General features: G+C 40.8%; 26 protein-coding genes. 11 read left to right on the top strand and 15 right to left on the bottom strand.

All coding sequences use genetic code 11. The features are described 5' to 3' along the window. Positions 1 to 182: 182 nt before the first annotated feature. A complete protein-coding gene (locus tag DIZ80_12360) occupies positions 183 to 494 on the bottom strand; it encodes a 2Fe-2S ferredoxin (GenBank protein ID RDH83047.1) in 312 nt (103 codons plus the stop codon). Between DIZ80_12360 and DIZ80_12355 the strand changes: the two genes are divergently transcribed. Both DIZ80_12355 and DIZ80_12350 read left to right on the top strand, forming a co-directional pair. Next, positions 474 to 1,763, top strand: a complete 1,290-nt coding sequence (locus DIZ80_12355; GenBank protein RDH83046.1) for a hypothetical protein — start codon at positions 474 to 476, stop codon at positions 1,761 to 1,763. The genes DIZ80_12360 and DIZ80_12355 overlap by 21 nt on opposite strands. 2 nt (positions 1,764 to 1,765) lie before the next feature. Then, positions 1,766 to 2,404 carry a demethoxyubiquinone hydroxylase family protein gene (locus tag DIZ80_12350; protein RDH83045.1) on the top strand — a complete coding sequence of 213 codons (639 nt, stop codon included), beginning with the start codon at positions 1,766 to 1,768 and terminating at the stop codon, positions 2,402 to 2,404. Positions 2,405 to 2,488: 84 nt separating this feature from the next. Here the strand turns inward: DIZ80_12350 and DIZ80_12345 are convergent, their stop codons facing one another. From DIZ80_12345 to DIZ80_12330, 4 genes are all read right to left on the bottom strand, one after another. Further along, positions 2,489 to 3,004 (bottom strand): two-component system response regulator, encoded by a 516-nt coding sequence (locus tag DIZ80_12345; protein ID RDH83044.1) that lies wholly within the window; start codon positions 3,002 to 3,004, stop codon positions 2,489 to 2,491. A gap of 86 nt (positions 3,005 to 3,090) precedes the next feature. Further along, positions 3,091 to 3,471, bottom strand: coding sequence for a hypothetical protein (locus DIZ80_12340; protein ID RDH83043.1), 381 nt, complete (start codon positions 3,469 to 3,471; stop codon positions 3,091 to 3,093). Positions 3,472 to 3,485: 14 nt separating this feature from the next. Continuing rightward, positions 3,486 to 3,854 carry a hypothetical protein gene (locus DIZ80_12335; GenBank protein RDH83042.1) on the bottom strand — a complete coding sequence of 123 codons (369 nt, stop codon included), beginning with the start codon at positions 3,852 to 3,854 and terminating at the stop codon, positions 3,486 to 3,488. A gap of 275 nt (positions 3,855 to 4,129) precedes the next feature. Continuing rightward, on the bottom strand, positions 4,130 to 4,981 hold the full coding sequence (locus tag DIZ80_12330; GenBank protein ID RDH83041.1) for a hypothetical protein: 852 nt from the start codon (positions 4,979 to 4,981) through the stop codon (positions 4,130 to 4,132). Between the two features lie 231 nt (positions 4,982 to 5,212). Here DIZ80_12330 and DIZ80_12325 point away from each other — a divergent pair, with 231 nt between their 5' ends. After that, positions 5,213 to 6,685: an ATPase gene (locus DIZ80_12325; GenBank protein RDH83040.1), complete on the top strand. Its 1,473-nt coding sequence runs from the start codon at positions 5,213 to 5,215 to the stop codon at positions 6,683 to 6,685. Between the two features lie 132 nt (positions 6,686 to 6,817). Here the strand turns inward: DIZ80_12325 and mreD are convergent, their stop codons facing one another. The 3 genes from mreD to DIZ80_12310 all read right to left on the bottom strand — a co-directional run bounded on the left by mreD (position 6,818) and on the right by DIZ80_12310 (position 9,470). After that, positions 6,818 to 7,309 (bottom strand): rod shape-determining protein MreD, encoded by a 492-nt coding sequence (gene mreD / locus DIZ80_12320; protein RDH83039.1) that lies wholly within the window; start codon positions 7,307 to 7,309, stop codon positions 6,818 to 6,820. Continuing rightward, positions 7,309 to 8,193, bottom strand: coding sequence for a rod shape-determining protein MreC (locus DIZ80_12315; protein ID RDH83038.1), 885 nt, complete (start codon positions 8,191 to 8,193; stop codon positions 7,309 to 7,311). The genes mreD and DIZ80_12315 overlap by 1 nt, the downstream gene beginning before the upstream one ends. Before the next feature lie 227 nt (positions 8,194 to 8,420). After that, positions 8,421 to 9,470 carry a rod shape-determining protein gene (locus DIZ80_12310; protein RDH83037.1) on the bottom strand — a complete coding sequence of 350 codons (1,050 nt, stop codon included), beginning with the start codon at positions 9,468 to 9,470 and terminating at the stop codon, positions 8,421 to 8,423. 266 nt (positions 9,471 to 9,736) lie between these two features. Here DIZ80_12310 and DIZ80_12305 point away from each other — a divergent pair, with 266 nt between their 5' ends. The 6 genes from DIZ80_12305 to DIZ80_12280 all read left to right on the top strand — a co-directional run bounded on the left by DIZ80_12305 (position 9,737) and on the right by DIZ80_12280 (position 14,995). Continuing rightward, on the top strand, positions 9,737 to 10,024 hold the full coding sequence (locus DIZ80_12305; protein RDH83036.1) for an Asp-tRNA(Asn)/Glu-tRNA(Gln) amidotransferase GatCAB subunit C: 288 nt from the start codon (positions 9,737 to 9,739) through the stop codon (positions 10,022 to 10,024). 146 nt (positions 10,025 to 10,170) lie between these two features. Continuing rightward, positions 10,171 to 11,628: an Asp-tRNA(Asn)/Glu-tRNA(Gln) amidotransferase GatCAB subunit A gene (locus tag DIZ80_12300; GenBank protein ID RDH83035.1), complete on the top strand. Its 1,458-nt coding sequence runs from the start codon at positions 10,171 to 10,173 to the stop codon at positions 11,626 to 11,628. A 105-nt stretch (positions 11,629 to 11,733) separates the two neighbouring features. Further along, complete coding sequence (gene gatB, locus DIZ80_12295) at positions 11,734 to 13,164, top strand: Asp-tRNA(Asn)/Glu-tRNA(Gln) amidotransferase GatCAB subunit B (GenBank protein RDH83034.1); 1,431 nt, start codon at positions 11,734 to 11,736, stop codon at positions 13,162 to 13,164. A gap of 136 nt (positions 13,165 to 13,300) precedes the next feature. Next, positions 13,301 to 14,194, top strand: coding sequence for an Hsp33 family molecular chaperone HslO (locus DIZ80_12290; protein RDH83033.1), 894 nt, complete (start codon positions 13,301 to 13,303; stop codon positions 14,192 to 14,194). Between the two features lie 11 nt (positions 14,195 to 14,205). Next, positions 14,206 to 14,508, top strand: a complete 303-nt coding sequence (locus DIZ80_12285; protein ID RDH83032.1) for an anti-anti-sigma factor — start codon at positions 14,206 to 14,208, stop codon at positions 14,506 to 14,508. 28 nt (positions 14,509 to 14,536) lie between these two features. Continuing rightward, positions 14,537 to 14,995 (top strand): tRNA-specific adenosine deaminase, encoded by a 459-nt coding sequence (locus DIZ80_12280; protein ID RDH83170.1) that lies wholly within the window; start codon positions 14,537 to 14,539, stop codon positions 14,993 to 14,995. Between the two features lie 86 nt (positions 14,996 to 15,081). Here DIZ80_12280 and DIZ80_12275 read toward each other — a convergent pair whose 3' ends face one another. Both DIZ80_12275 and DIZ80_12270 read right to left on the bottom strand, forming a co-directional pair. Next, positions 15,082 to 15,939: an MBL fold metallo-hydrolase gene (locus tag DIZ80_12275; protein ID RDH83031.1), complete on the bottom strand. Its 858-nt coding sequence runs from the start codon at positions 15,937 to 15,939 to the stop codon at positions 15,082 to 15,084. An 85-nt stretch (positions 15,940 to 16,024) separates the two neighbouring features. Further along, positions 16,025 to 16,804, bottom strand: coding sequence for a hypothetical protein (locus DIZ80_12270; GenBank protein RDH83030.1), 780 nt, complete (start codon positions 16,802 to 16,804; stop codon positions 16,025 to 16,027). Positions 16,805 to 17,066: 262 nt separating this feature from the next. Here DIZ80_12270 and DIZ80_12265 point away from each other — a divergent pair, with 262 nt between their 5' ends. After that, positions 17,067 to 17,297: a hypothetical protein gene (locus DIZ80_12265; GenBank protein ID RDH83029.1), complete on the top strand. Its 231-nt coding sequence runs from the start codon at positions 17,067 to 17,069 to the stop codon at positions 17,295 to 17,297. A 121-nt stretch (positions 17,298 to 17,418) separates the two neighbouring features. On the opposite strand, the gene DIZ80_12260 is transcribed toward DIZ80_12265, so the two are convergent. Genes DIZ80_12260 through DIZ80_12250 form a run of 3 tightly spaced genes read right to left on the bottom strand, consistent with a single transcriptional unit; the run spans position 17,419 to position 20,033 of the window. Continuing rightward, positions 17,419 to 17,871, bottom strand: coding sequence for a hypothetical protein (locus tag DIZ80_12260; GenBank protein RDH83028.1), 453 nt, complete (start codon positions 17,869 to 17,871; stop codon positions 17,419 to 17,421). A 13-nt stretch (positions 17,872 to 17,884) separates the two neighbouring features. After that, positions 17,885 to 19,558 carry a hypothetical protein gene (locus DIZ80_12255; protein RDH83027.1) on the bottom strand — a complete coding sequence of 558 codons (1,674 nt, stop codon included), beginning with the start codon at positions 19,556 to 19,558 and terminating at the stop codon, positions 17,885 to 17,887. Between the two features lie 58 nt (positions 19,559 to 19,616). Next, positions 19,617 to 20,033, bottom strand: coding sequence for an OsmC family protein (locus DIZ80_12250; protein ID RDH83026.1), 417 nt, complete (start codon positions 20,031 to 20,033; stop codon positions 19,617 to 19,619). Positions 20,034 to 20,158: 125 nt separating this feature from the next. On the opposite strand from DIZ80_12250, the gene DIZ80_12245 reads away from it, so the two are divergent. Further along, positions 20,159 to 20,848, top strand: coding sequence for a cAMP-activated global transcriptional regulator CRP (locus tag DIZ80_12245; GenBank protein RDH83025.1), 690 nt, complete (start codon positions 20,159 to 20,161; stop codon positions 20,846 to 20,848). 32 nt (positions 20,849 to 20,880) lie between these two features. Here DIZ80_12245 and DIZ80_12240 read toward each other — a convergent pair whose 3' ends face one another. Together DIZ80_12240 and trpD are read right to left on the bottom strand one after the other, a co-directional pair. Then, positions 20,881 to 21,678: an indole-3-glycerol phosphate synthase TrpC gene (locus DIZ80_12240; protein ID RDH83024.1), complete on the bottom strand. Its 798-nt coding sequence runs from the start codon at positions 21,676 to 21,678 to the stop codon at positions 20,881 to 20,883. A 79-nt stretch (positions 21,679 to 21,757) separates the two neighbouring features. Further along, positions 21,758 to 22,774: an anthranilate phosphoribosyltransferase gene (gene trpD / locus DIZ80_12235; GenBank protein ID RDH83023.1), complete on the bottom strand. Its 1,017-nt coding sequence runs from the start codon at positions 22,772 to 22,774 to the stop codon at positions 21,758 to 21,760. Between the last annotated feature and the right edge of the window lie 20 nt (positions 22,775 to 22,794).

Here is a 22,794-nt window from a genome sequence, read left to right as displayed (position 1 = left end):
GGCAAAAAAAAGCGCAACAGGGGATGTTGCGCTTAAAAATTCTCATATGGAGAATAAGGAGTCACAAATATGAAACTAACCACTACTGGTAATTCATAAGATAAGCAAATACTAATATAGATATCCGGACTTTGCAAATAATTTATGCTTATTTAACAACCTATTTTCAAAACTCTCATCATCTAATCTACCATTAATCTTTTAACTTGTTGATTATTAACAAGATGCTGCTCGATTATCTCATCAATATCTTTCTCATTTTCATATCGATACCAGGTCTCATCCGGGTACACCACAATAACCGGCCCCTGACCACATCGGTCCAGGCAACCTGCAGTATTAACTCTAATACGCCCTTTCCCCGACATACCCAGTGATTTTATTTTAGCTTTAGCATAGGCGCGTAACTTACTCGCGCCTGCCTGCTCACAACATCTTCGCCCGTCTTCACGTTGATTAGTGCAGAAAAAGATATGATGCTGATAGTAACTCATGTTTTTAAACCCTTAAATTTAGGCACATTATACAATGATAAATTTCACCGTTATAAGTTAAGATTAGCCGCGATGAAAAAGGCCAACAAACTCTCGGATACTGATTTATGTGTAATGTGCGGCATGTGCCTGCCTCAGTGCCCTACATACCAGTTATACCAAACAGAAACTGAATCACCAAGAGGCAGAGTTGCCCTGATGCAGGCCATTAATCAGCAGAAGATCAATATCAACTCTAAAGCACTGTTACATATTGATCACTGCCTGGGCTGCCTTAACTGCGAAACCATCTGCCCTTCCAGGGTACCTTACGGCCAACTGATTGATGAATTCAGAAATCAGTATAACCAGTCAGTCAGAAAACCCTGGTTAACTAAACTTATTCTAAAACAGGCTGCAAAACCTGATGGGCTGCACGCATTAACATCCATAATCAACAAACCGGTGTTAAAACAACTCATAAAATTAGGTTCTACTTTTACAGATCTGCCAAAAAATACATTAACCGTTGAACCGACTCATTTGAAATCTTTTTATGCAGGCACATATAACAGTCAGGAAGAGTGTCGAGGTGAAGTATCATTATTTACAGGCTGCATCGGAAAGTCATCCGACTATCGCAGTATTAAAGATGCCACATTTATACTCAACCAGCTTGGTTTTGATGTAAATATTCCCGAACAACAAACTTGTTGCGGTGCTATGCACCAGCATAATGGGCAGCTCGAAACAGCTAAAACTCTCCTTAATAAAAACCGGGCACAGCTTGAGCAACAGAAGTCTTCGGTTATTTTATTTTTTAGCCCCGCCTGTGGTGCCAGCTTAAAACAAGCTGAAAATATCGCCATAAAAGACGCTCGAACATTTATACTCGAAGCATTGCGACATCAGCCATTAAATTTTTCCACACAGAAACAGCCCGTTGCACTACACGAAAGCTGTAGCCACCGAAATATGCTTCGCTTAAAAACATTAAATACCGAGCTGTTAAATTGCATACCAGGGATACAGATTATTGAGTCCAGTGATCCATCTCTTTGTTGTGGCGCCGGAGGTCTTCAGTCAATCAACTACCCTCAGCAGGCACAGGCTCTATTACAGGGAAAATTAAAAAGTTTTGATTTAATGCAAACCAATATATTCATTAGCGACAATATTGGCTGTAGCTTACATATAAAAACAGCAATAACCGGGTATAATCCTGATATTAAAGTAATGCACCCGATCAGTTATCTGGCAAGCCAGCTAATCAGTAACGAGAAGAAATAACAATGCGACACTTAAACCCGATTGACCAGCTTATCGTGCAATCTGACCATGCTCTACGCACCATTTTTGGCAACCCGGTCACAACTGAGCGCAAAAACCCCTCTAATGACACATCCGAAAGCCCACTCAATGATACAGAGCGAAAACTATCCTCTGGCTTAATGCGAGTTAACCACTCGGGCGAAGTCTCTGCACAGGCGCTTTATCAGGGCCAGGCATTAACCGCTCGATTAGATAAAGTACGGGAGAGCATGAAACGTGCAGCTCTGGAAGAAAATGACCACCTCGCATGGACTGAACAACGCCTGAGAGAACTCTCCAGCCAGAAAAGCATTCTAAATCCAGTCTGGTATTGCGGTTCATTTGCCATTGGTGCAATTGCAGGTTTACTGGGAGATAAATGGAGCCTTGGATTTGTTGCTGAAACAGAGCATCAGGTTATTAGACATCTGGACGAACATCTGGAAAAGCTGCCTAAAAACGATTTACGCAGTGAAGCGGTATTAAAACAGATGAAAGTGGATGAAGCACACCATGCAACTGTGGCTCTTGAAGGTGGCGGTGCAGAGTTGCCATGGCCGGTTAAAAAATTAATGGCTGCTATGTCCAAGGTAATGACAACCTCGGCTTACTATATTTAAACAATATAAACAGATTCATTTTCTCGGGGTTAGATATTACTTTCTGAAGCAACACCCCACCGAAGAATACGCCTTAAATAGAAACTACCCTGCTTCCACCCAAGTTGAACCATGATCACCTTTACCACGCTCAACTGGCACAGGTTTTTCTACGCCAACTTCTGCAGTCCAGTGACTGATTTTTTTCAATAATAAGTTTTTATCAACCGGTTTTTGTAAATAATCTTTTGCACCCAGTTTTAATCCCCAGGTTTTATCTGATTGTTCATTTGAGCCACTGATAATAATAATTGGAATATGACCAGTATCTTTCTGACGACTCAAATAACGAGTAGCCTGAAAACCGTTGATTTCCGGCATAACTATATCCATTAGTATTAAATCAGGCTTAACGTGCCTTGCCATCAGAATTCCCTGCTTACCATTTTCTGCCGTACAGGTTTTTACACCTTCAGCTTTAAGTAGTTTTTCCAGAGCAAAAAGCTGGGTACGTGAATCATCAACGATAAGAATTGTGAGACCATCACGAAGTTTTACCTGTGATGCTGCACTGGCACTGGCAGCGTGACCAAACCAGCGATTAAGTAGTTTATTTTTCATTTTTGGGAACTCAATTTACATTTAACCCTTAAACACTTAAGAGTAATTAATCCATTATTGCAAAGACAGAAATTAAAGTTTTTTTACTATTCTGGAAAACCAATCGTTATAACTGGTCTATTATGTTCATCTTTATGAGCACGAAGATGCAGGTTTACCGGCTCAGGCTGACGTTGACCATGCAGGGCATCATTAGCCACCCGATAAACTCTGAAGTCATACTCAAGATCTTCAACACGCCCGTGTAGAGCGCTAGCCGCCATAAATAAGACATGCCTCAAACGTTGTAATACAGCAAGTTCATCATAAGAACGACCTTCTTCTGCCATTAGCTCAACACAGTCATCCCATACCTGGGTTGACATGAATACAGGACGCCTGAAGTTAAACAGGCGAGCTGTGCTAGTCACATCTCGAAGATCAGGGCTCTGATCATAATTTAATTGTATATTTTCGTCTGTAAACATAGCTACCACGTCGTCTACTCACAAGGGTGTTTGATTATTATCTGCGGCTGATCTTGATCACTTGTACTCGCAACAAGCTTAAGAATCGTCTGTTCAGGACGACACGTTTCACCATCATTCGGAACACGATGAATACTAAACTCGCATTCCAGATCTGCTACACGCCCATGCAATGCACTAGAGGCCATAAAAAGGACATGTCTTAGACGCTGCAAAACAGCCAGCTCATCAACACTTCTACCATTAACGCCTGCTAACTCGACACAATCTTCCCATACTCTATCCGTCATAAATACGGATCGATTAAAGCTGAAAAGCTTAGCCGTGCTACTCACATTCCGTTGATATAAAGGCTCTTCCTGAAGTTGCGCATTACTCTGCATGTAAAATACCACCAAATACCTCAATCAATAGACACTAGTCTAGTGCCTGACTTGAATGATCACTGTTAATCGGTTCACAAAAAGGGTTAAATTTAATCATTTGTTAATATGTAGATATTTTTTCCTGTTTAATCAAGGACTTTGCTAACAAAGCCCATTTTTTTCTGACAAACGGTCAAATTTAACTCAGACAACTGCATGATACGTTAAAACCGCCGATATATTAAGGTTAAGAAGAAAAAAACTATCACTTTCAGATTACCGGTTCCTAATCATCAAACACCTGATATTTCAATTTCCTCCCCTACCCCCTTACCCATCAATATAGCTTCTAGCACTTCATCGAGATAAGTTTGCAACTCTTCGCTTTCCAGTTTTATGCGATCTATATTTTCCAGCCAACCAAATAATGACACTTTAAGTTGTTGTTTATTATGCACGTGCTGCTCAATATCAAACGCCAGGCGTTGATATTCTTCCAGCGTTGGCGAAAGATTTATTTTTCCCAGAAGCTTCTGCACAGGTAAGAGCCACTGGCAATTTTGCTCATTTAAACCCAGGTCCTCAGCTGAAACTGTAATCACAGCCCGATTTACCTCACTGATCCACAAACGAAAAGAACAGCTTTGTAGAGAGTGATAAAGAGGCTCATCTGATATTAGATAAACACTTAAATTGGATAAATTTGCCTGATACTGCACATCACTATAACGCCACAAACCGGTTTGCAAAAACTCATATAAACGAATGTGATTTAAGAACTGGGTTTTATGTAATTGATCCAGTATGAGTACTGTCTGCTCTGCCTCGCTCTGAGCACAGGCTTCCGTAAGAATTCGATCCAGAGCCTCGACCGGTGGCTCTTCAATGATTTCCTCACCTTCCTGTATACGTATAATTTGTGGAATTGATTTATCTTTTCCAAACTCATAATACATAATCTGCGAAGCACACAATGCATTTGCCAATGCATGTGCAAATGCCGTGCGTTTACGGCCACAATCACCATCAACATGCATACAACGAATATGATCTGTCGGATTACTTAAGAAACACTGCACGGCGTGATCATAGCTTTCACTTGAAGTGAAACCATTTTGTGAGAGAAGGGGTTTAAGTGGATACATATTATTTCGACTATTTCTTATTCCGATATTTACCCTAAACATAAAAGAAAATGTAATTGAACGCAAACTTACTCTGCTCAGGAACATCTCCATCGGGGAAAGGTCGCGGTTTTTGCGCCCTTCCCCGATGGAAATGCGCTTAAGCTGAATTATCTTTTAAACAAACTTTTTGATTATCCCCATCATATTCAGCTACTATCGAATCACATAAAAATTATAACGGACAGACCTATGCCGGATAGTCGCGATCTTGAGCTTTTAATTCATGGACATGTGCCCATCATCACCATTGAAACTCATGAAGAGAATCGCGCTTTAGATTTAATTGTCAGGGCTTCATATAAAAATTACTTACCCACTTTCAAATGGACTGTAACCGATGGACTGCAACGACTGGATTTAAGTCTGGATCCACAACGTCACGTATCTGACCCTCAGGATGGTTTAAAACATATTAAATCATCTGCATTACAGGGCATTTATATACTGTTAGATTTCGAACCTTATCTTAAAGACCCGGTTAACATTCGTCTGCTAAAAGAAATAGCCATGATGTTTGATGGAAATAAGGGCAAACTGATTTTACTCAGCCATCAGTTGTCCCTACCTGGAAATCTGCACGCACTCTCTTCTAATTTTTCTCTAAATTTACCTTCTACAAAAGTACTGGAAAAATTAATTAGAGATGAAGCTCAAAAATGGCAAACATCTGAAAACCAACGAGTACGTACAGACAGAGAAACGTTAAACAGACTCATACAAAACCTGTCTGGATTAACTCATCGAGATGCAACACGTTTAATTCGAAACGCAATTATTGATGACGGTGCAATAACAGAATCTGATTTACCTGAAGTAATGCAGGCAAAATATAAATTACTTAACAAGGACGATACTCTTTCTTTTGAATTTGAAACGGCTCATTTATCAGAACTGGGCGGCATGAAAAAACTAAAAAGCTGGCTTAAACAACGCCAGTCTATTTTTACACAAAAAACAGAAACTTCTGTCGATATACCTAAAGGTATTTTATTGCTTGGAGTACAGGGCTGCGGCAAAAGTCTTGCCGCAAAAGCAGTTGCTGGCATCTGGGGCACTCCTTTATTACGTCTGGATTTTGGCCGTTTATATGATAAGTACGTAGGAGAAACAGAAAAAAATTTACGCCTGGCATTACAGACAGCTGAGGTAATGTCACCCTGTGTATTATGGATAGACGAACTAGAAAAAGGTATCTCATCAGGCAATGATGATCAGGGCACGTCTAAACGTTTACTCGGCACACTACTCACCTGGATGGCCGAAAAAAAATCCCGTGTTTTTATTGTCGCCACTGCGAATCAGATAGATGCTCTACCTCCAGAGCTAATCAGAAAAGGCAGATTAGATGAGATATTCTTTGTTGATTTACCTGGTACGGAAACTCGGTCTAATATTTTTAAAATTCACTTTGATAAAAGAAACATTGATACTTCGCAGATTAATTTTGATCAGATATCCGAAGCCTGTGAGGGTTTCTCAGGTTCTGAAATTGAACAGGCTGTCGTTTCAGCTATCTATGCCAGCCATAACTCCGAAGCAACAATAAACACAGACATAATGCTACAGGAAATAAAAGATACACGCCCTCTATCTATTGTTATGTCAGAACAGATTCAGGATTTGCGAGATTGGGCCAGTGAGCGAACCGTGCCAGTTGATTAGATGGCTCACTTCACGCCAGATTACTTTGCCCTGGGTCAGGTTTTGTTTTTTAAAGTCTGCCCCCTGTGGTAATTCCGATCAGATTAGCAGACGATTCCGTGCTACTCCTTGAGAGAGATCCACCACACCTGATTAAAAACTACGTGATACGGTAAACCGCCGTCGAAGATCTCGAAGCAAAATAAACAACCACGGCCAGATAATCGCACCCGTTAACGCCGGTAAAAAATATAAATCAATATCTGGGGCCTGCCCCACTATACCGCTAACCCAAAGCACCAGTACTGATTTGATAATCAATAATAACAGCACCACTAACGCCTGCTGAGCAAGTGAAAACACTCGAATACGCTGATACTGCATATTAATGACAAATACAACCAGCACCAGACCTACCGCATGCTGCCCCAGAATTGCACCTTGAGTCACATCAAGTAATAAACCGACAACAAAAGCAACCGTTACACCTATTTGTTCAGGCATCGCCAGAGCCCAGTACATAAGCACTAACACCGCCCACTCGGGGCGTGCGTAATCCAGCCAGTCAGGTAAAGGCCACATGTGAAGCATGAGCGCAACAATCAAGGTAGGAATAACGATACGAAAACAATTTTGCGAGCGCATTATTTTCCCTTACCTTCAATAACAGCGGAGGATGAATTAGTCATTTCCACATCCTTTACCTGCAACTTATGCCATACCAACAGAACTTCTCGACTCCTGTCCAGGTGCGCAACAGGCTCAGCCAGTACAGTCGCAAAAGACTCACCCGCGGCTCGTTCCACTGAAATAATTCGGCCAACCGGATAATTAGGCGGGAAACGCCCACCCAGTCCTGAAGTTGTAATGACATCACCTATTTCAATATCTGCATTATGGGGAATATAACGCAACTCCAGCAATTGAGAGTTACCGGTACCAAACGCCGTACTACGTAAGCCACTGCGACTCACCTGCACGGGTATAGCATGACTTGGATCAGATATAAGAAGTGCCGTTGAGGAAAAGGAGCCCATGTGAACCACCTGCCCCATCACACCCCAGGCATCGATTATAGGCTGACCAATATACACATCTTTATTCCGTCCCTTATTCAGTATGACCTGTTGTTTATAAGGATCCAGATCGATCGCTAAAATTTCAGCAACCAGCACCAGCTCACCCACTTTAGGCTGGGCACTCAACATCTTTCTTAAACGATCGTTTTCTTTTTCCAGCACACTGAGTTTTTGCAAACTCACCTGAGCACGCAATTGCTGTTCCTGTAACTTACGATTACCGTCAAGTAACTCCTGATGGGAGCTTAAAGATTCATCCCCCCACTCTACAAAACGTGAAGGAAGGTTTATGGTGTAACGAATAGGATAAACAACGTAACTTTCAATAGCACTACGCACAGTTTCCAGTGCATGCCAGCGATGATCTGCCACCATAACGACAATAGAGACTATCACCAGTAAAATGGTGCGTAACGTTACCGATGGACCCTGTAAAAATAATGGCTGCATAAAACCGCATTAAGCCCGAAGTTTAAAAATAAAAATTCATTTAAAAAAAAACGAATCAAAAATTCGTTTTTCATTTTGTAATCCAACAACAACCTGAACAATGGTAATTATTGCCCAGATTGCCTCTGTGTGTTCCCAGATCAAGGCAGAAAATGTAAGTTTACAAATGTAAATGTCCATTTTCTAACGAAGAGCTGGGGACACACAGAGGTGATATGAGCAATAATTTATTCGATTGCGAAGAAATCCCCACCATGCTCGTCAATTAATTCAAGCACTCGACCACCACCACGGGCAACACAGGTCAACGGCTCTTCTGCCATAATCACTGGCAGCCCGGTTTCCTCCATCAGAAGACGATCAAGATCACGCAACAGCGAACCACCACCGGTCAGAACGATTCCACGCTCTGCAACATCAGCACCCAACTCAGGTGGTGTCTGTTCTAATGCGGTTTTGACTGCGCTCACAATACCATGCAGAGGTTCCTGCAAGGCTTCAAGAATTTCATTACTGTTTAGGGTAAAGCTACGGGGAATACCTTCAGACAGGTTGCGGCCTTTCACCTCAATTTCTAACAGATCTTTACCGGGATAAGCTGAACCAATTTGATGCTTAATACGCTCGGCCGTAGCCTCACCAATTAAGGTACCGTAATTTCTACGCACATAAGAAATAATACCTTCATCAAATGTATCACCACCAATACGAACAGAAGCAGAATAAACGATACCATTTAAAGAGATGACCGCCACTTCAGATGTACCACCACCGATATCAAGTACCATTGAACCACGAGGCTCATCGACGGGCATACCCGCTCCAATAGCCGCAGCCATTGGCTCTTCAATTAGGTATACCTTACGCGCGCCTGCACCTGCAGCAGATTCTTTAATGGCTCGACGCTCAACCTGAGTTGCACCACAGGGCACACAGATCAATACTCTTGGACTGGGACGTAACAAAGCGCTTTCGTGCACTTTACGTATAAAATGCTGCAACATTTTCTCTGTAATATGAAAATCAGCAATTACACCATCACGCATTGGGCGTATAGCCGTAATATTTTGTGGTGTACGACCCAGCATACGTTTAGCCTCATGGCCGTAAGCTTCAATTGCTTTAGCTCCATTACCATTTCGATCCTGTCGAATAGCAACTACTGAGGGTTCATCTAGAACAATACCGTTACCCCGTGCATAAATCAGGGTGTTTGCCGTACCAAGGTCGATTGATAAGTCATTTGAAAACATGCCGCGAAAGCGTTTAAGAAACATTCGTGTATTAACTCATTATTTTGTAAGATTTATTAAAGCCTAGAACTTCAATTTGAAGCATTACTTTAGACTCTACTATAGATTTAGCGGTACTCTATCAACGAGCACCGTTCAGAGCAAGCATAGCAGTGGCTTAAACACGCATAATATGCTAATTTTGCGCGGTTTTTAACGCATTTGATGTTTTCTGATTGCAAAGTTTGAAATTACATCAAATCAAATCGATATTAATGTCACTAACAGGCATTAAAAAAGCGGAGAAATATATGTCATTGGGATCCGATGATGTGAAAGGCATCGCGCATCTGGCGCGACTCGAAATTGATGAAAAAAATATCGAGGAATATGCAAAAAACCTGTCCAGCATATTAGGACTGGTGGAAGAAATGAATGCCGTGGACACCACCGGCGTAAAACCCATGGCTCATCCCATGGATGTTTCTCAACGCCTGCGTATGGATGAAGTGCTTGAAGAAAATCAACGTGAAACTTTTCAGAAAGTCGCACCTAAAACCGAAGATGGCCTTTATCTTGTGCCACAGGTAATTGAGTAAGATATTTTTTCGCCACAAAGCGACAGAAAACACCGAGAAAAACAGTTTTAGTTACTGCTCCGCAGGTGCAACAACTTCAAATACCTCTGAGCACTCGGCGCCTCTGTTGCAAATTTTTTAAAGAAAAACAAAACTAGAGATAAGCTATGTACCACACTAAAACATTGAGTGAGTTATCCGCCATGCTTGAAGCAGGTGAGGTCACCTCAGTGCAACTTACTGAGCATTTTCTACAACGCATCAAAGATCACGATGCAGAACTGAACAGTTTTATCACTGTTACTGCAGAACAGGCACTGGAATCAGCAACCGCTGCTGATGAAAAGCGAAAATCAGGCAATGCCGGGCCATTAACCGGTATTCCTTTTGCTCATAAAGATATCTTTTGCACTAAAGGCGTAAAAACCACCTGCGGCTCAAAGATGCTAGATAACTTTGAATCACCCTACGATGCAACTGTAGTAGAAAAAATGCAGCAGGCTGGTGTGATTATGCTGGGTAAAACCAATATGGATGAATTTGCTATGGGTTCATCTAATGAAACCAGCTATTTCGGTCCGGTTAAAAACCCGTGGAACACTAAGGCCGTACCCGGTGGGTCGTCTGGTGGATCTGCATCCTCTGTTGCAGCGCGCTTAACCCCCGCTGCAACAGGTACAGATACGGGTGGGTCAATTCGCCAACCCGCATCTCTTTGTGGTATCACCGGCTTAAAGCCAACTTATGGCCGCGTATCCCGTTATGGAATGATCGCGTTTGCATCAAGTCTGGATCAGGCAGGACCGATGGCTCAAAGCGCAGAAGACTGCGCTTTACTTTTAAATGCCATGTCAGGGTTTGACACAAGAGATTCAACATCTCTGGAAAAAGATGTGCCGGATTACACGGCTGATTTAAACAAACCACTTGATGGTTTAAAAATTGGTCTGCCAAAAGAATATTTTGGTGAAGGATTGAGCGAAGGCACAAATGAAATCGTACAAAAAGCGATTGAAGAATACAAAGCAATGGGGGCTGAAATAATTGATATCAGTCTACCAAATACACATCTGGCCGTACCGGTTTACTATGTTGTAGCGCCAGCAGAATGCTCATCTAATTTATCACGTTTTGATGGCGTTCGTTTTGGTCATCGCTGCGAAGAACCTAAAGACCTTGAGGATTTATACAAACGTTCTCGCGGTGAAGGTTTTGGTGAAGAAGTAAAACGTAGAATTTTAGTTGGCACCTACGCACTGTCTGCAGGTTACTACGATGCATACTACATAAAAGCCCAACAATTACGCCGTATGATTTCAGATGATTTCACAAAAGCATTTGAAAAAGTAGACGTTATTATGGGGCCGGCATCACCTGAAACAGCTTTTAATATTGGTGAAAAATCTGACGATCCAATTTCTATGTACCTGTCAGACATTTACACCATTGCAGTTAATCTGGCCGGCTTACCTGGCATGAGTGTGCCAGCAGGTTTCAGTAACAAAATGCCGGTTGGTTTACAAATTATTGCAAACCATTTTGATGAAAGCCGCTTACTTAATGTAGCTCATCAATACCAGCAGCAAACAGACTGGCATACACAAATACCAGAAGAGTTTAAATAATTTTTAGCCGCAGAGACACAGAGTGCACAGAGATTTAATTTAAGAATAATTCTCTATAATCTCCGTGCCTGCGTGGCAAATCTTTTATAAAAGAGGCATTCTAATATGGAATGGGAAACCGTAATCGGTTTAGAAATACATACGCAACTGCGTACGAAAAGTAAAATATTTTCATCTGCATCTACCGCATTTGGCGCCGAGCCGAATACACAGGCCTGTGCAGTTGACCTGGGTTTACCGGGCGTACTACCTGTCGTTAATGCAGAAGCCATTCGTATGGCAACAAAATTCGGCCTGGCAACTGGTTCGGAGATTTGCAAAAACTCCGTATTTGCACGTAAAAATTATTTTTATCCGGACTCTCCAAAAGGTTATCAAATCTCGCAAATGGAACTACCCATCGTTGGCGTAGGCTCTATAGATATAGAGTTAGAAGATGGCACAAAAAAAACCATCGGCATTACCAGAGCACACCTGGAAGAAGATGCAGGAAAATCTTTACACGAAGATTATCATGGCATGACTGGGATTGATTTAAATCGTGCAGGCACACCTTTACTGGAAATTGTTTCAGAGCCTGATATGCGCTCAGCTAAAGAAGCAGTTGCTTACATGAAAAAAATTCATTCTCTGGTGCAGTACATAGAAATCAGTGATGGCAATATGGCGGAAGGATCTTTTCGTTGTGATGCGAATGTTTCAGTACGCCCGAAAGGTCAGAAAGAGTATGGAACACGCGCAGAGTTAAAAAACATTAACTCATTCCGTTTTGTTGAACGCGCTATCAACCTCGAAGTTGAACGTCAAATTGACGTAATAGAAGACGGCGGTAAAGTTACTCAGGAAACCCGTCTGTATGATGCAGACAAACATGAAACTCGTTCTATGCGCTCAAAGGAAGAAGCCAACGATTATCGTTATTTTCCTGACCCTGATTTATTACCCGTGGTTTTTGATGATAATTACATTGAAGAAATCCGCAAAACGCTTCCAGAATTACCCGATGAAAAAACAGCGCGTTTTGTTAGCGACTTAGGGCTTAGCGAATATGATGCAGGCATTTTAACAACATCTCGCGAACTGGCAGATTTTTTTGAAATTGTTATCAATGAATCTGTTGATGCCAAACTTGCTGCTAACTGGATGATCGGTGATGTTTCTGCGCGTTTAAATAAAGAAGACTTAACTATTACTGAGTGCCCGGTAACCGCTATACATCTAGCCGGCATGTTAAAACGAATTGGCGACAATACCATCTCAGGAAAAATTGCCAAAGACGTATTTAATGGCATGTGGAATGGTGAAGGCGATGCAGATACTGTTATCGAAAAGAAAGGCTTAAAGCAAATCACCGATGATTCTGCCATCGAAGCCATTATAGATGAAGTGATTACTAACAGCCCTAACCAGCTAGAACAGTATCGTTCTGGCAAGGACAAACTGTTCGGTTATTTTGTTGGTCAGGTAATGAAAGCCTCACAGGGTAAAGCCAACCCGGGTCAGGTAAATAAAATGCTTAAAGATAAACTAAAATAATAGAACGAGTTCAAATCAGGTATTTTCATCACTCCACGAGATATATAGCCAGCACCTACATGGACATTCTTAAATGTAGGCACCAGCTTTATATCTCGGCGAAGTATGACAACAATAAAGCAGCGATATAAACCCTATGCCCGACAACGATTCACTCCATCGATTTATTATTGAAAACACTCGGGTACGAGGCGAAATGGTACACCTTAACGCTACCTGGAAAGCTGCACTAGATCGTTATGAATACCCTGAGAATGTGCAGCGCATTCTGGGTGAGGCTTTTGCTGCCTGCGCATTATTATCGGCCACCATAAAATATGATGGTTCGCTAATCTTACAGATTCGTGGCGACGGACCGTTGCACTTACTGGTCGTACAGGTAACATCAGAGGGCACCTTACGCGGCCTGGCTCGCTGGAGCAGCGACGTCCCTGATCACAACCTGAGAAATATATTTGGCTCCGGCTCAATGGTCATCACTATCGAGCCAGCAACAGGCGAACCCTATCAGGGTATAATCGCTCTGGAAGGCGAACATATTCAGGATGCTATTGAAAACTACTTCAAACAGTCTGAACAATTAAACACTCGATTATGGCTAGCGGCCAATAGCGAAACCTGCACGGGGTTTTTACTGCAGGAACTTCCTGAAACACAGGACATTAGCCCTAGCAACCTGGGGGAAGACCACCACGACTGGGAACATGCTGAAGTTTTAGGTAATACACTTAGCAAAGAAGAACTGTTAAGCTTATCAACAAAAGAAGTCCTTCATCGGTTATTTCATGAAGATGATATTCGTTTATTTGAACCATCCCCACTTAGCTTTCGATGCGGCTGTTCAAATGAACGTATTGCAAAAATGATTCTTTCGTTAGGCCTGAAAGAAGCTCATGATATTGTTTCAGAACAGGGAAAAATTCAGGTCGATTGTGAGTTTTGTAATGCACAATATAATTTCGATAGTGTAGATGTAGAAAATTTATTTGCATCGAATAGCCAGACTAACAATTCAACTATCCATCATTAGAGACAAAACTTATGTCTGTAACACAGAAACTTGATCGTAATAATAACAACCTTGTAATCAGCATAACTGGTTCATTTAATTTTTCCGAACACCCCGGCTTCAGAGATTCATATAGAGATATAGAGCCCGATAAAAACTTGAATGTTTCAGTTGATCTGGCCAACACAGAATATATGGACTCATCTGCTTTAGGTATGCTGTTATTACTAGATGAGCATTTTAGCGACCAGCGAATTAATATAATTAACTGCTCTGATTATATTAAGCAGGTTTTAAATATTGCCAACTTCGAATTAAAATTTAATATCACCTGATTTTATGTCTGAAAAAAATCAGTCTGATATGGATTTTCTACAGCAGGCGATAGATCTCGCTATTCAGTCTGCAAAAAATACTGGTGGCCCTTTCGGCGCTGTAGTTGTTAAAAATGGCCACGTAATTGGTAAGGGGCATAACCAGGTTACAGAGAACTGTGACCCGTCTGCTCATGCTGAAATCATCGCTATTCGCGAGGCCTGTAAAAACGTAAATAATCACCAGTTAAACGATTGTATTATTTACTCCAGTTGCGAACCGTGCCCTATGTGCATGTCTGCTATTTACTGGGCACGCATTCCCGAACTAGTTTATGCCGCAACCGCTAAAGACGCTCAAAAAGCTGGCTTTGATGATCAGTTTATTTATGATGAGTTATCTAAGCCATATGCACAAAGACGTATCTCAATTAAACACTCTAAACATGATGATGCGAATAAAAGTTTTGAAGAGTGGCTTTCGAATAATAGCCGCGAAGAATATTAATTTTAAAAGATTCTGCCACCAAGATGCCGAGAACACAGAGGTTATTTAATTTCAATAAAAGCCTCTGCGCCACTGTAGAAAAACACCTAATCATTATAAATCGGTATTTTCAGATAACTTTGCCCATTTGATTCTTTTTTCGGCAACTGACCCGCGGTTAAATTAACCTGTACACCCTGATAAATTAATCTTGGTAAGGGTAATTTACTATCCCTGTTTTCCATAAATTCAATATACTCGGCTTCACTTCGGTTTTCAGGCAAGTCCACATTCGACTTTTTACTTTCACCGATTGTCGTAAATGTTTGAAGCTCTCTGTTACCGGGGTAATCATGACCGGGAAACACTCTGGCTTCATCGGGCTGCGTATACAGTTTTTTTGTTACTGAATGATATAAATCTTTTGCACTTCCCTTTGGAAAATCACATCGCCCCGTCCCAATGCTCGGTACAAATAACGCATCTCCCGTAAACAGATTATTATCTATTTTATACGTTGTACATGCGGGCGTATGCCCCGGTGTATGTAATACATCAATTTTAATTGATCCCGCATTTAGCTGTTCACCATCTTTTACCAGCACATCATAATCACAGCCACTGGTATTAAAATCATCGCCTAAATTAAATACCTGTTTAAATGTTTCCTGTACAACTGTGATGGCCGAATTAATAACCAGAGGTGCTTTATATTTTTCTTTCAAATGCTGCATACCACTAAGATGATCTGCATGTATATGGGTATCTAAAACATAACGCAGATTTAACTGATGCTCACTAATAAAACTATCAAGTTCCTGCAGGCTATCGTTATAAGTACGCCAACCAACGGTATCCAGATCCAGGACAGGATCGAATACGACCGCATCTTTACTCGCAGGATCGAATACCAGATGTGTGAAGGTAAACGTCTGTTTATCAAAAAATGTTTTTACTTCTACCATGGAAATTACCTGATACTGAAATCAACAAAAGACAACTAATAAGTATAGACATTAAACAGTGGTTTTTTATCACTGTACAGGGTGCTTAATCCAGCCAGATTAATACTTCTGTTAAAAGCTGCTCGGCATGACTTCTATCACTAAATAAATGATCGGCACCCTCTATTTGGTAGAGTTTCTTTTCGGCCTCCGTATACTGCAATATATGCTCTGCAGCCTCCGGGCCAATCAAAACATCATCACCAGCCCGAACCGCCATAATGGGTATATCACAACCCCGCATCTGCGCCTCCATATCAAATGAACGCACATCTTCTATAAAAGACGGTTTAACAGAGTATGACTGGCCAGCAACCTGTATCTCAGCATTCTCACCTCTTTCCAGACTCTCCATAGCAGAACCAAAATGATGTAATACATGAGCGGGGTATGCCGGAGATGCCAGCGTAATTATTTTTTCTATATGGGTAAGAGATGAACAACTATCCTGTGCTGCCGCCAGACTGGCTGTCCCGCCCATACTATGCCCGATAAGAACACTTGCAGGTTCATAATGCTCTGATAACCAGGCAGCAGCACATTCAATATCATTTACCATGCTGCGAAAATGCGTATTAGCAAACTCACCTTCACTATTACCTAAACCGGTAAAATCAAACGACAATACAGCATAACCTGCCTTTGCTAACCCTCTGCTAATTCTTGCGGTAGTTAACACCTGTTTAGTACAAGTAAAACAATGGCTCACAATGACGTACAACTCCGGCATTTTATCTGAAGGAAAGTCCAGATTACCTTCCAGAAAGCTGCCATCAAAACCTTTGAACTGAACTTTTCTCGATTGTGTTTTAAAATTTCCCTTCATTTACTTCTCTTTTAAAATATTTCAATAAACACATTAATACTATACATTTCAACAAGATAGCATAAATAAACAAATCGAATTTCATGTTTTGCTTAAATAAGAAAAATTAATTCATAAATAATTCTCCTTAGGGGTTTTATTGCTGCATAAAAATAATATATAATCGCGCGCCTGATCGAGATAGATAGAGATAATATCTACCCCGATTAATTCTTTATCTGTAACAGCCTGCCAAAAAAAATAATAAAAGGGGCTGTTAGAAATGCAGAATTTATTACTTTATATGGAGACTTTAATGTCTAACTCAGCAAAAAATGCCGAATGCGGTAAATACGCTTATGCTATCACTCAAACCGGTTTCAAAGGCGGCATGATCGTAGATGACAATGGCGATACTGTTCAGATTACTGAAAATCACATCAAAAATGCAATTGATCAGGTACATGAAGCCTGGGATGCAAATCGTGATACTAAGCAGTCAATTCTACGCTAGCTCATATCCCATCTCCCCCGAGATATAAAACCTCCTTCTAAGTTATTAGATGGAGGTTTTTTTATGCCTGTATCTGAACATCTGCCATAGCTTTGAGGATGAATATTTATTTTATTAGCGTTTACTCACTCTCAACCCGATGTTTTGTCATAATAAAATCTTTATGCGAGACATGAATCAAATCAGAAATTCTACGGATCATATGCTCTTCGTATTTATCCAGCACCTGATCAGCAAATGCCACACGCCAGAGAGACTCTATTAACTGCACTTTTTGTGGTTGCGTATAGTGATCAGCAATTAATTTTGTAAATTGATGATAATCAGTAGCCTGATGTTTTTCTTCTTCTGCAAGCACATACAGGTTATCAGCCTCTTCTATAGATAAATCAAATTGATCCGTTAGTAGCTTTTTTACCACGACTACTTCTTTCTCATCAATATGATCGTCCTGTAACACCATTTCGATTAACAGAGCCGATGCTGCCAGATTTAACTGATGTGCATCAGGAACGGAATTAACACTATCCGCCATAAAGTTTTTTTCAAAAAAAGACTGTATTTTTTTAAGCATAAAAGAACATCTATTATTTACCTGTTAAATTAAACACCTTGTTTCTAGCATTAATCCAGGCCTGTTCGCCAAACTCATTTTTAATGACTAATGATAATGCACATGACCCTACAGACAATAAACGGCCATGAAAGTTCTTTAAATTAAAATCTTCCTTCTTCGATTCCTCATCCCTTAGCGCCTTCATTAAAGCCCAGCCCGTGGCATAACCCATCGGTACTGTAGGTGACTGTGAATACCAGCTTAAATCGGCTTTCGCCTGGTCAATGCTAAAACCGAGCACATCACACATGCGCTGTGCAGCTTTATCAATACTTAAATTTTGTGTATGCAACTCAACGTCAAGCATCACTCGAAGTGCACGCCACAAACGATCACGTAACATCATAAAGTAGTGCTCGGGTTGATCGAGAAAACCCTGCTCCTGCATCATGTCTTCACAATACAATGCCCAGCCTTCATAAAATGTTGCTGATGTATTCAACAGTCTGGGTAAACTGTTCTCCGGATTTTTATTTGCGGTAACAAACTGTAAGTGATGCCCGGGAAAAGCCTCATGAACACAGGTAAGGTCAATTGAAGTCCAGTTATGCTCCAGCAAATGCCCGTCAGAACGGACGGGAGTCACATAATAATAACCTTTTTGCTGAGGGTCTTTATATGAAGGCTCATCATATGCAGCAAACGGAATTTCATGACGAAGAAAAACAGGGGTTTCCACTACTTTTAACGCCTGAGTTTCAGGCACTGCAACTAAACCCTGCTCAACTACAAAGTTATAAGCAGCTTTCATTCGACTGCGATAAGCATTCATCAAATGCTCTCCTTTAGCATCAGGATGCTGATGACGAATTCTTGCCAGCTGCTCTTCTATATCGTCAGAACCGGGTAATGATTTACATAGTTCCTTTAATTCCTGTTGAGTCTGATTAAACAGAGACTCTCCAAATTCATATAATTTTTCTGCATCCACACCCAGACAATGCCAGTTATTTAACAGTGTATTAAAGTGATTTTTACCACAGGAAAAAGAGCCCTTCGCCACTGGCTGAATATCTTTACGCAGGAATCTTTCAAACTCTTCCATAGCATGTGCAGCCTCATCAAACACAGGCTGTAAACGTGCTGGATTTTTAAATTTATGTATTATTTCTGGATTACGAGCCAGATCTCGAAAATAAATAGCACCTGCATTTGCTCCTGAAATTGCATCCAGCACCCAATTTTCAGGTATGTTTTCCGGCTGCTGTAACAGGTAGTTTTTTGCTGAGCGTAGATACTCAGGCACGCTTTTCAAACGACGTTTCATGGCCTGATGGAGATTATCTACTGGCCGATTAATTAATTGATGGATCGCTTCTAAAGGAAGGTATTTTTGCGGCATCAAAAAACGCCAGTCACGTTCGATAAGCTCATGCAGCTCTATACTTGCCGCATTATATAAAATACTGTAATCCATTTGCTGATTAATTGTCAGCTCAGATATGGTCAACTCTTCTAAAGAGAAAATAATTTTCTTATTTAAAGAAATTAAAGCACCAATCTCTTCATCACTAAATGGTGTCAAATATTCTTCATATCCACTCACACCAATATGAACAGCCATCTCAGGGTGAAAACGAAACCAGGCACTATAGTATTGTTCTTGCAGGCTATTGAAAGTTTCCTGCGTTGTATTATTTAGCATTTATTTATTTCTAACAATTAAATTAAAATTCAAAAACCATGTGATCAATAACCAGCATTTAGCCGTCTATTATTTCAAAGTCGTGGGTAACCTCAGCAGTAGCAGCAAGCATAATAGATACCGAACAGTATTTTTCTGCCGTCAGATTCACTGCTTTTTCTACCTGTTTTTCACTTAAACCACTACCTTTAACAATATAATGGGCATGTATTTTTGTAAAAACCTTGGGAATTTCTTCTGATCGTTCAGCGCTCAGCTCAACAATACAGTCATTTATTGGCTGACGTGCTTTCTGGAGTATCATGACCACATCAAAAGCAGTACAACCACCCATGCCGATTAACACCATTTCCATTGGTCTGGCAGCCAGATTTCTGCCACCAGATTCCGGAGCACCATCCATCACAACCGAGTGGCCACTGCCCGTTTCTCCTACAAATGACATATTATCTAACCATTTAACTCTGGCTTTCATGCTTTTCACCTAAAAATTATTTGCTTAATATTTCATATATTGTGTTAATTAACAGAATATATATACGGGCTCACGTAAAAATCGTCTATAATTCAAAAGCTCCCATCAAAAATGATACGGAAACTATGAGCCTGTTACCTAAAGTAGACAATTCAAACCCTTCGCTAGATTTATTTCTAAATCACTGCCACCGTAAGACGTACCCGGCTAAAAAGAATATCATTCACGAAGGTGATAAGCCACACAGCCTCTACTATATCATTAAGGGCTCGGTTAGCGTACTCGCAGAAAACGAAGATGGGTCAGAAATAATCCTGGCGTATCTCAATGCAGGTGATTTTTTTGGTGAAGCAGGTCTTTTTAAGGATGATCTTGAACGCAGTGCAAAGATTGTAGCTAAATCGGCCTGCGAAATTGCTGAAATTTCATATACCCAGTTTAGAAAACTGGTAAGTGAAGACCCTGAAATTCTATTTATGTTATCCGGACAGATATTTGATCGTCTAATTAGGACCAGTCAGAAAGTACGCGACCTGATATTTCTCGATGTATCTGGCCGTATTGCAAGGACACTACTGGAACTTAGCGAACAACCGGATGCAATGACTCATCCCGATGGCATGCAAATTAAAATCACACGTCAGGATATTGCTAAAATTGTTGGTTGCTCCCGTGAAATGGCAGGACGCGTATTAAAAGAACTTGAGGAAGACAAACTCATTTATGCACATGGTAAAACCATTGTGGTACATGATGAAGAACATATAGCCAAACATAAAGCAGAGAAAGAAGCCAAAGCTGAATCACCTGAATAATTATAACGCTTCCTGACAGGAAGCGTTTAACATCAACCAAATAACTCAGCCAGTTTTTCACCTGGCTCATCAGCGCGCATAAAAGCCTCACCCACCAGAAAACTATTCACATCATTGTCACGCATCAGTTTTACATGGTCTGGTGTATGGATGCCACTTTCTGTTACCAGAATTCGATCTTCAGGCAACATATCCAGCATACCCAATGTAGTTTGAAGATCCATTTCGAAGGTGCGTAAATTACGATTGTTCACACCTATTAACCTTGCACCACTTTGAATTGCACGCTGCATTTCTTCTCTATCATGCACTTCCATTAATACATCCATTTGCAAATGATGCGCCAACACTAAAAGCTCATTCAACATGGCATCACCCAAAGCCGAGACAATCAATAAAATACAGTCTGCATTCATCGCTCTGGCTTCATAGACCTGATATGGATCAATAATAAAATCTTTACGAATAACAGGGAGACTCACAGATTCACGCGCTTGCATTAAAAACTCAGGTGAACCCTGAAAGTAATCACGGTCAGTTAAAATCGATAGGCATGCTGCACCGCCTTTTTCATAACTTTTTGCTATTTCAGCTGGAATAAAGTTCTCACGCATTACACCTTTACTAGGGGATGCTTTTTTTATTTCCGCTATAACAGCTGCTTCACCCGCAGTTATTTTATCTTCAATTGACTGAATAAAACCACGTACAGGCAACGCAAGTTCTGCTCGTTCACTTAAATCAACCAATGATTCTTTTGCTGCAGCTTCAGTAATTTCTTCAACTTTACGTTTTAGAATTTTTTTTAGTATATCTGGTGTATTACTCATAAAATCACTATTTAATTTTTACCTTCCTCATCATCAGCTAAAGCTAATGATGAATAAATTCAGGCTCGTTCAATTCATTTTAAAAATTATTACTATAAGAAATCAGCGCTTCGAACTTCTCTTTCGCTTTGCCTTCAGCCACAGCTGCTTGAGCCTTCTCTATACCTTCCGCCAATGAACCGGCAAGCCCGGACACATAAATTGCTGCACCTGCATTCAAACAAACAATGTCTTTAGCCGGGCCTTCCTGATTCTCAAATACAGATTTAATGATAGTTAAACTATCCTCTGAATCCCTGGCTTTTATGCTTGTCAATTCAGCTCGTTGCATCGAGAAATCTTCAGGCTTAATACTATAAGTTGTAATTTCACCATCTTTTAATTCAGCAACTGAAGTCGCACTAGCAATACTTATCTCATCCATACCATCATCTGCATGCACTATCATTACATGATGGCTACCTAACTGCTTTAAAACCTGGGCTAAAGGCTCAACCCAGTCTTTACTAAACACACCAATAACCTGATTAGGCGCAGAGGCAGGATTTGTTAAAGGACCGAGCACATTAAAAATTGTGCGTACCGCCATTTCTTTTCTTGGACCAATGGCATGCTTCATTGCGCCATGATGTTTTATAGCAAACAAAAAACCTGCGCCAATATTTTTAATGCATTCAGAAACTTGCTCTGGTGTAATATCCAGATTAACACCAGCAGTTTCTAATACATCTGCACTTCCAGATTTACTTGAGACACTTCGATTGCCATGTTTGGCTACATGTGCACCAGCGGCGGCTGTTACAAAAACAGAAGCAGTAGATATATTAAAACTACCAGATGAGTCTCCACCAGTACCGCAAGTATCAACCAGGTATTCATCGGGCACTTCAACTTTAGTAGAGAGTTCACGCATCACAGAAGCGGCAGCTGTCACCTCATCAATCGACTCACCTTTCATACGTAAACCAATTAAGAAACCACCAATTTGAGAATCTGTGGCTTGACCGGTCATGATTAAATTCATTACCTGCGTCATTTCATCACGACTTAGGTTTTGTTTTTCGGTTACTGCTTTTATTGCGGATTGCATGTCCATAAGATTAATACCTTTTACAT

It is taken from the genome of endosymbiont of Galathealinum brachiosum (genome assembly GCA_003349885.1).
Lineage (GTDB): Bacteria > Pseudomonadota > Gammaproteobacteria > SZUA-229 > SZUA-229 > SZUA-229.
The sequence above is the reverse complement of the archived record's forward strand: the minus strand, read 5'-3'. Positions and strand labels throughout refer to the sequence as shown.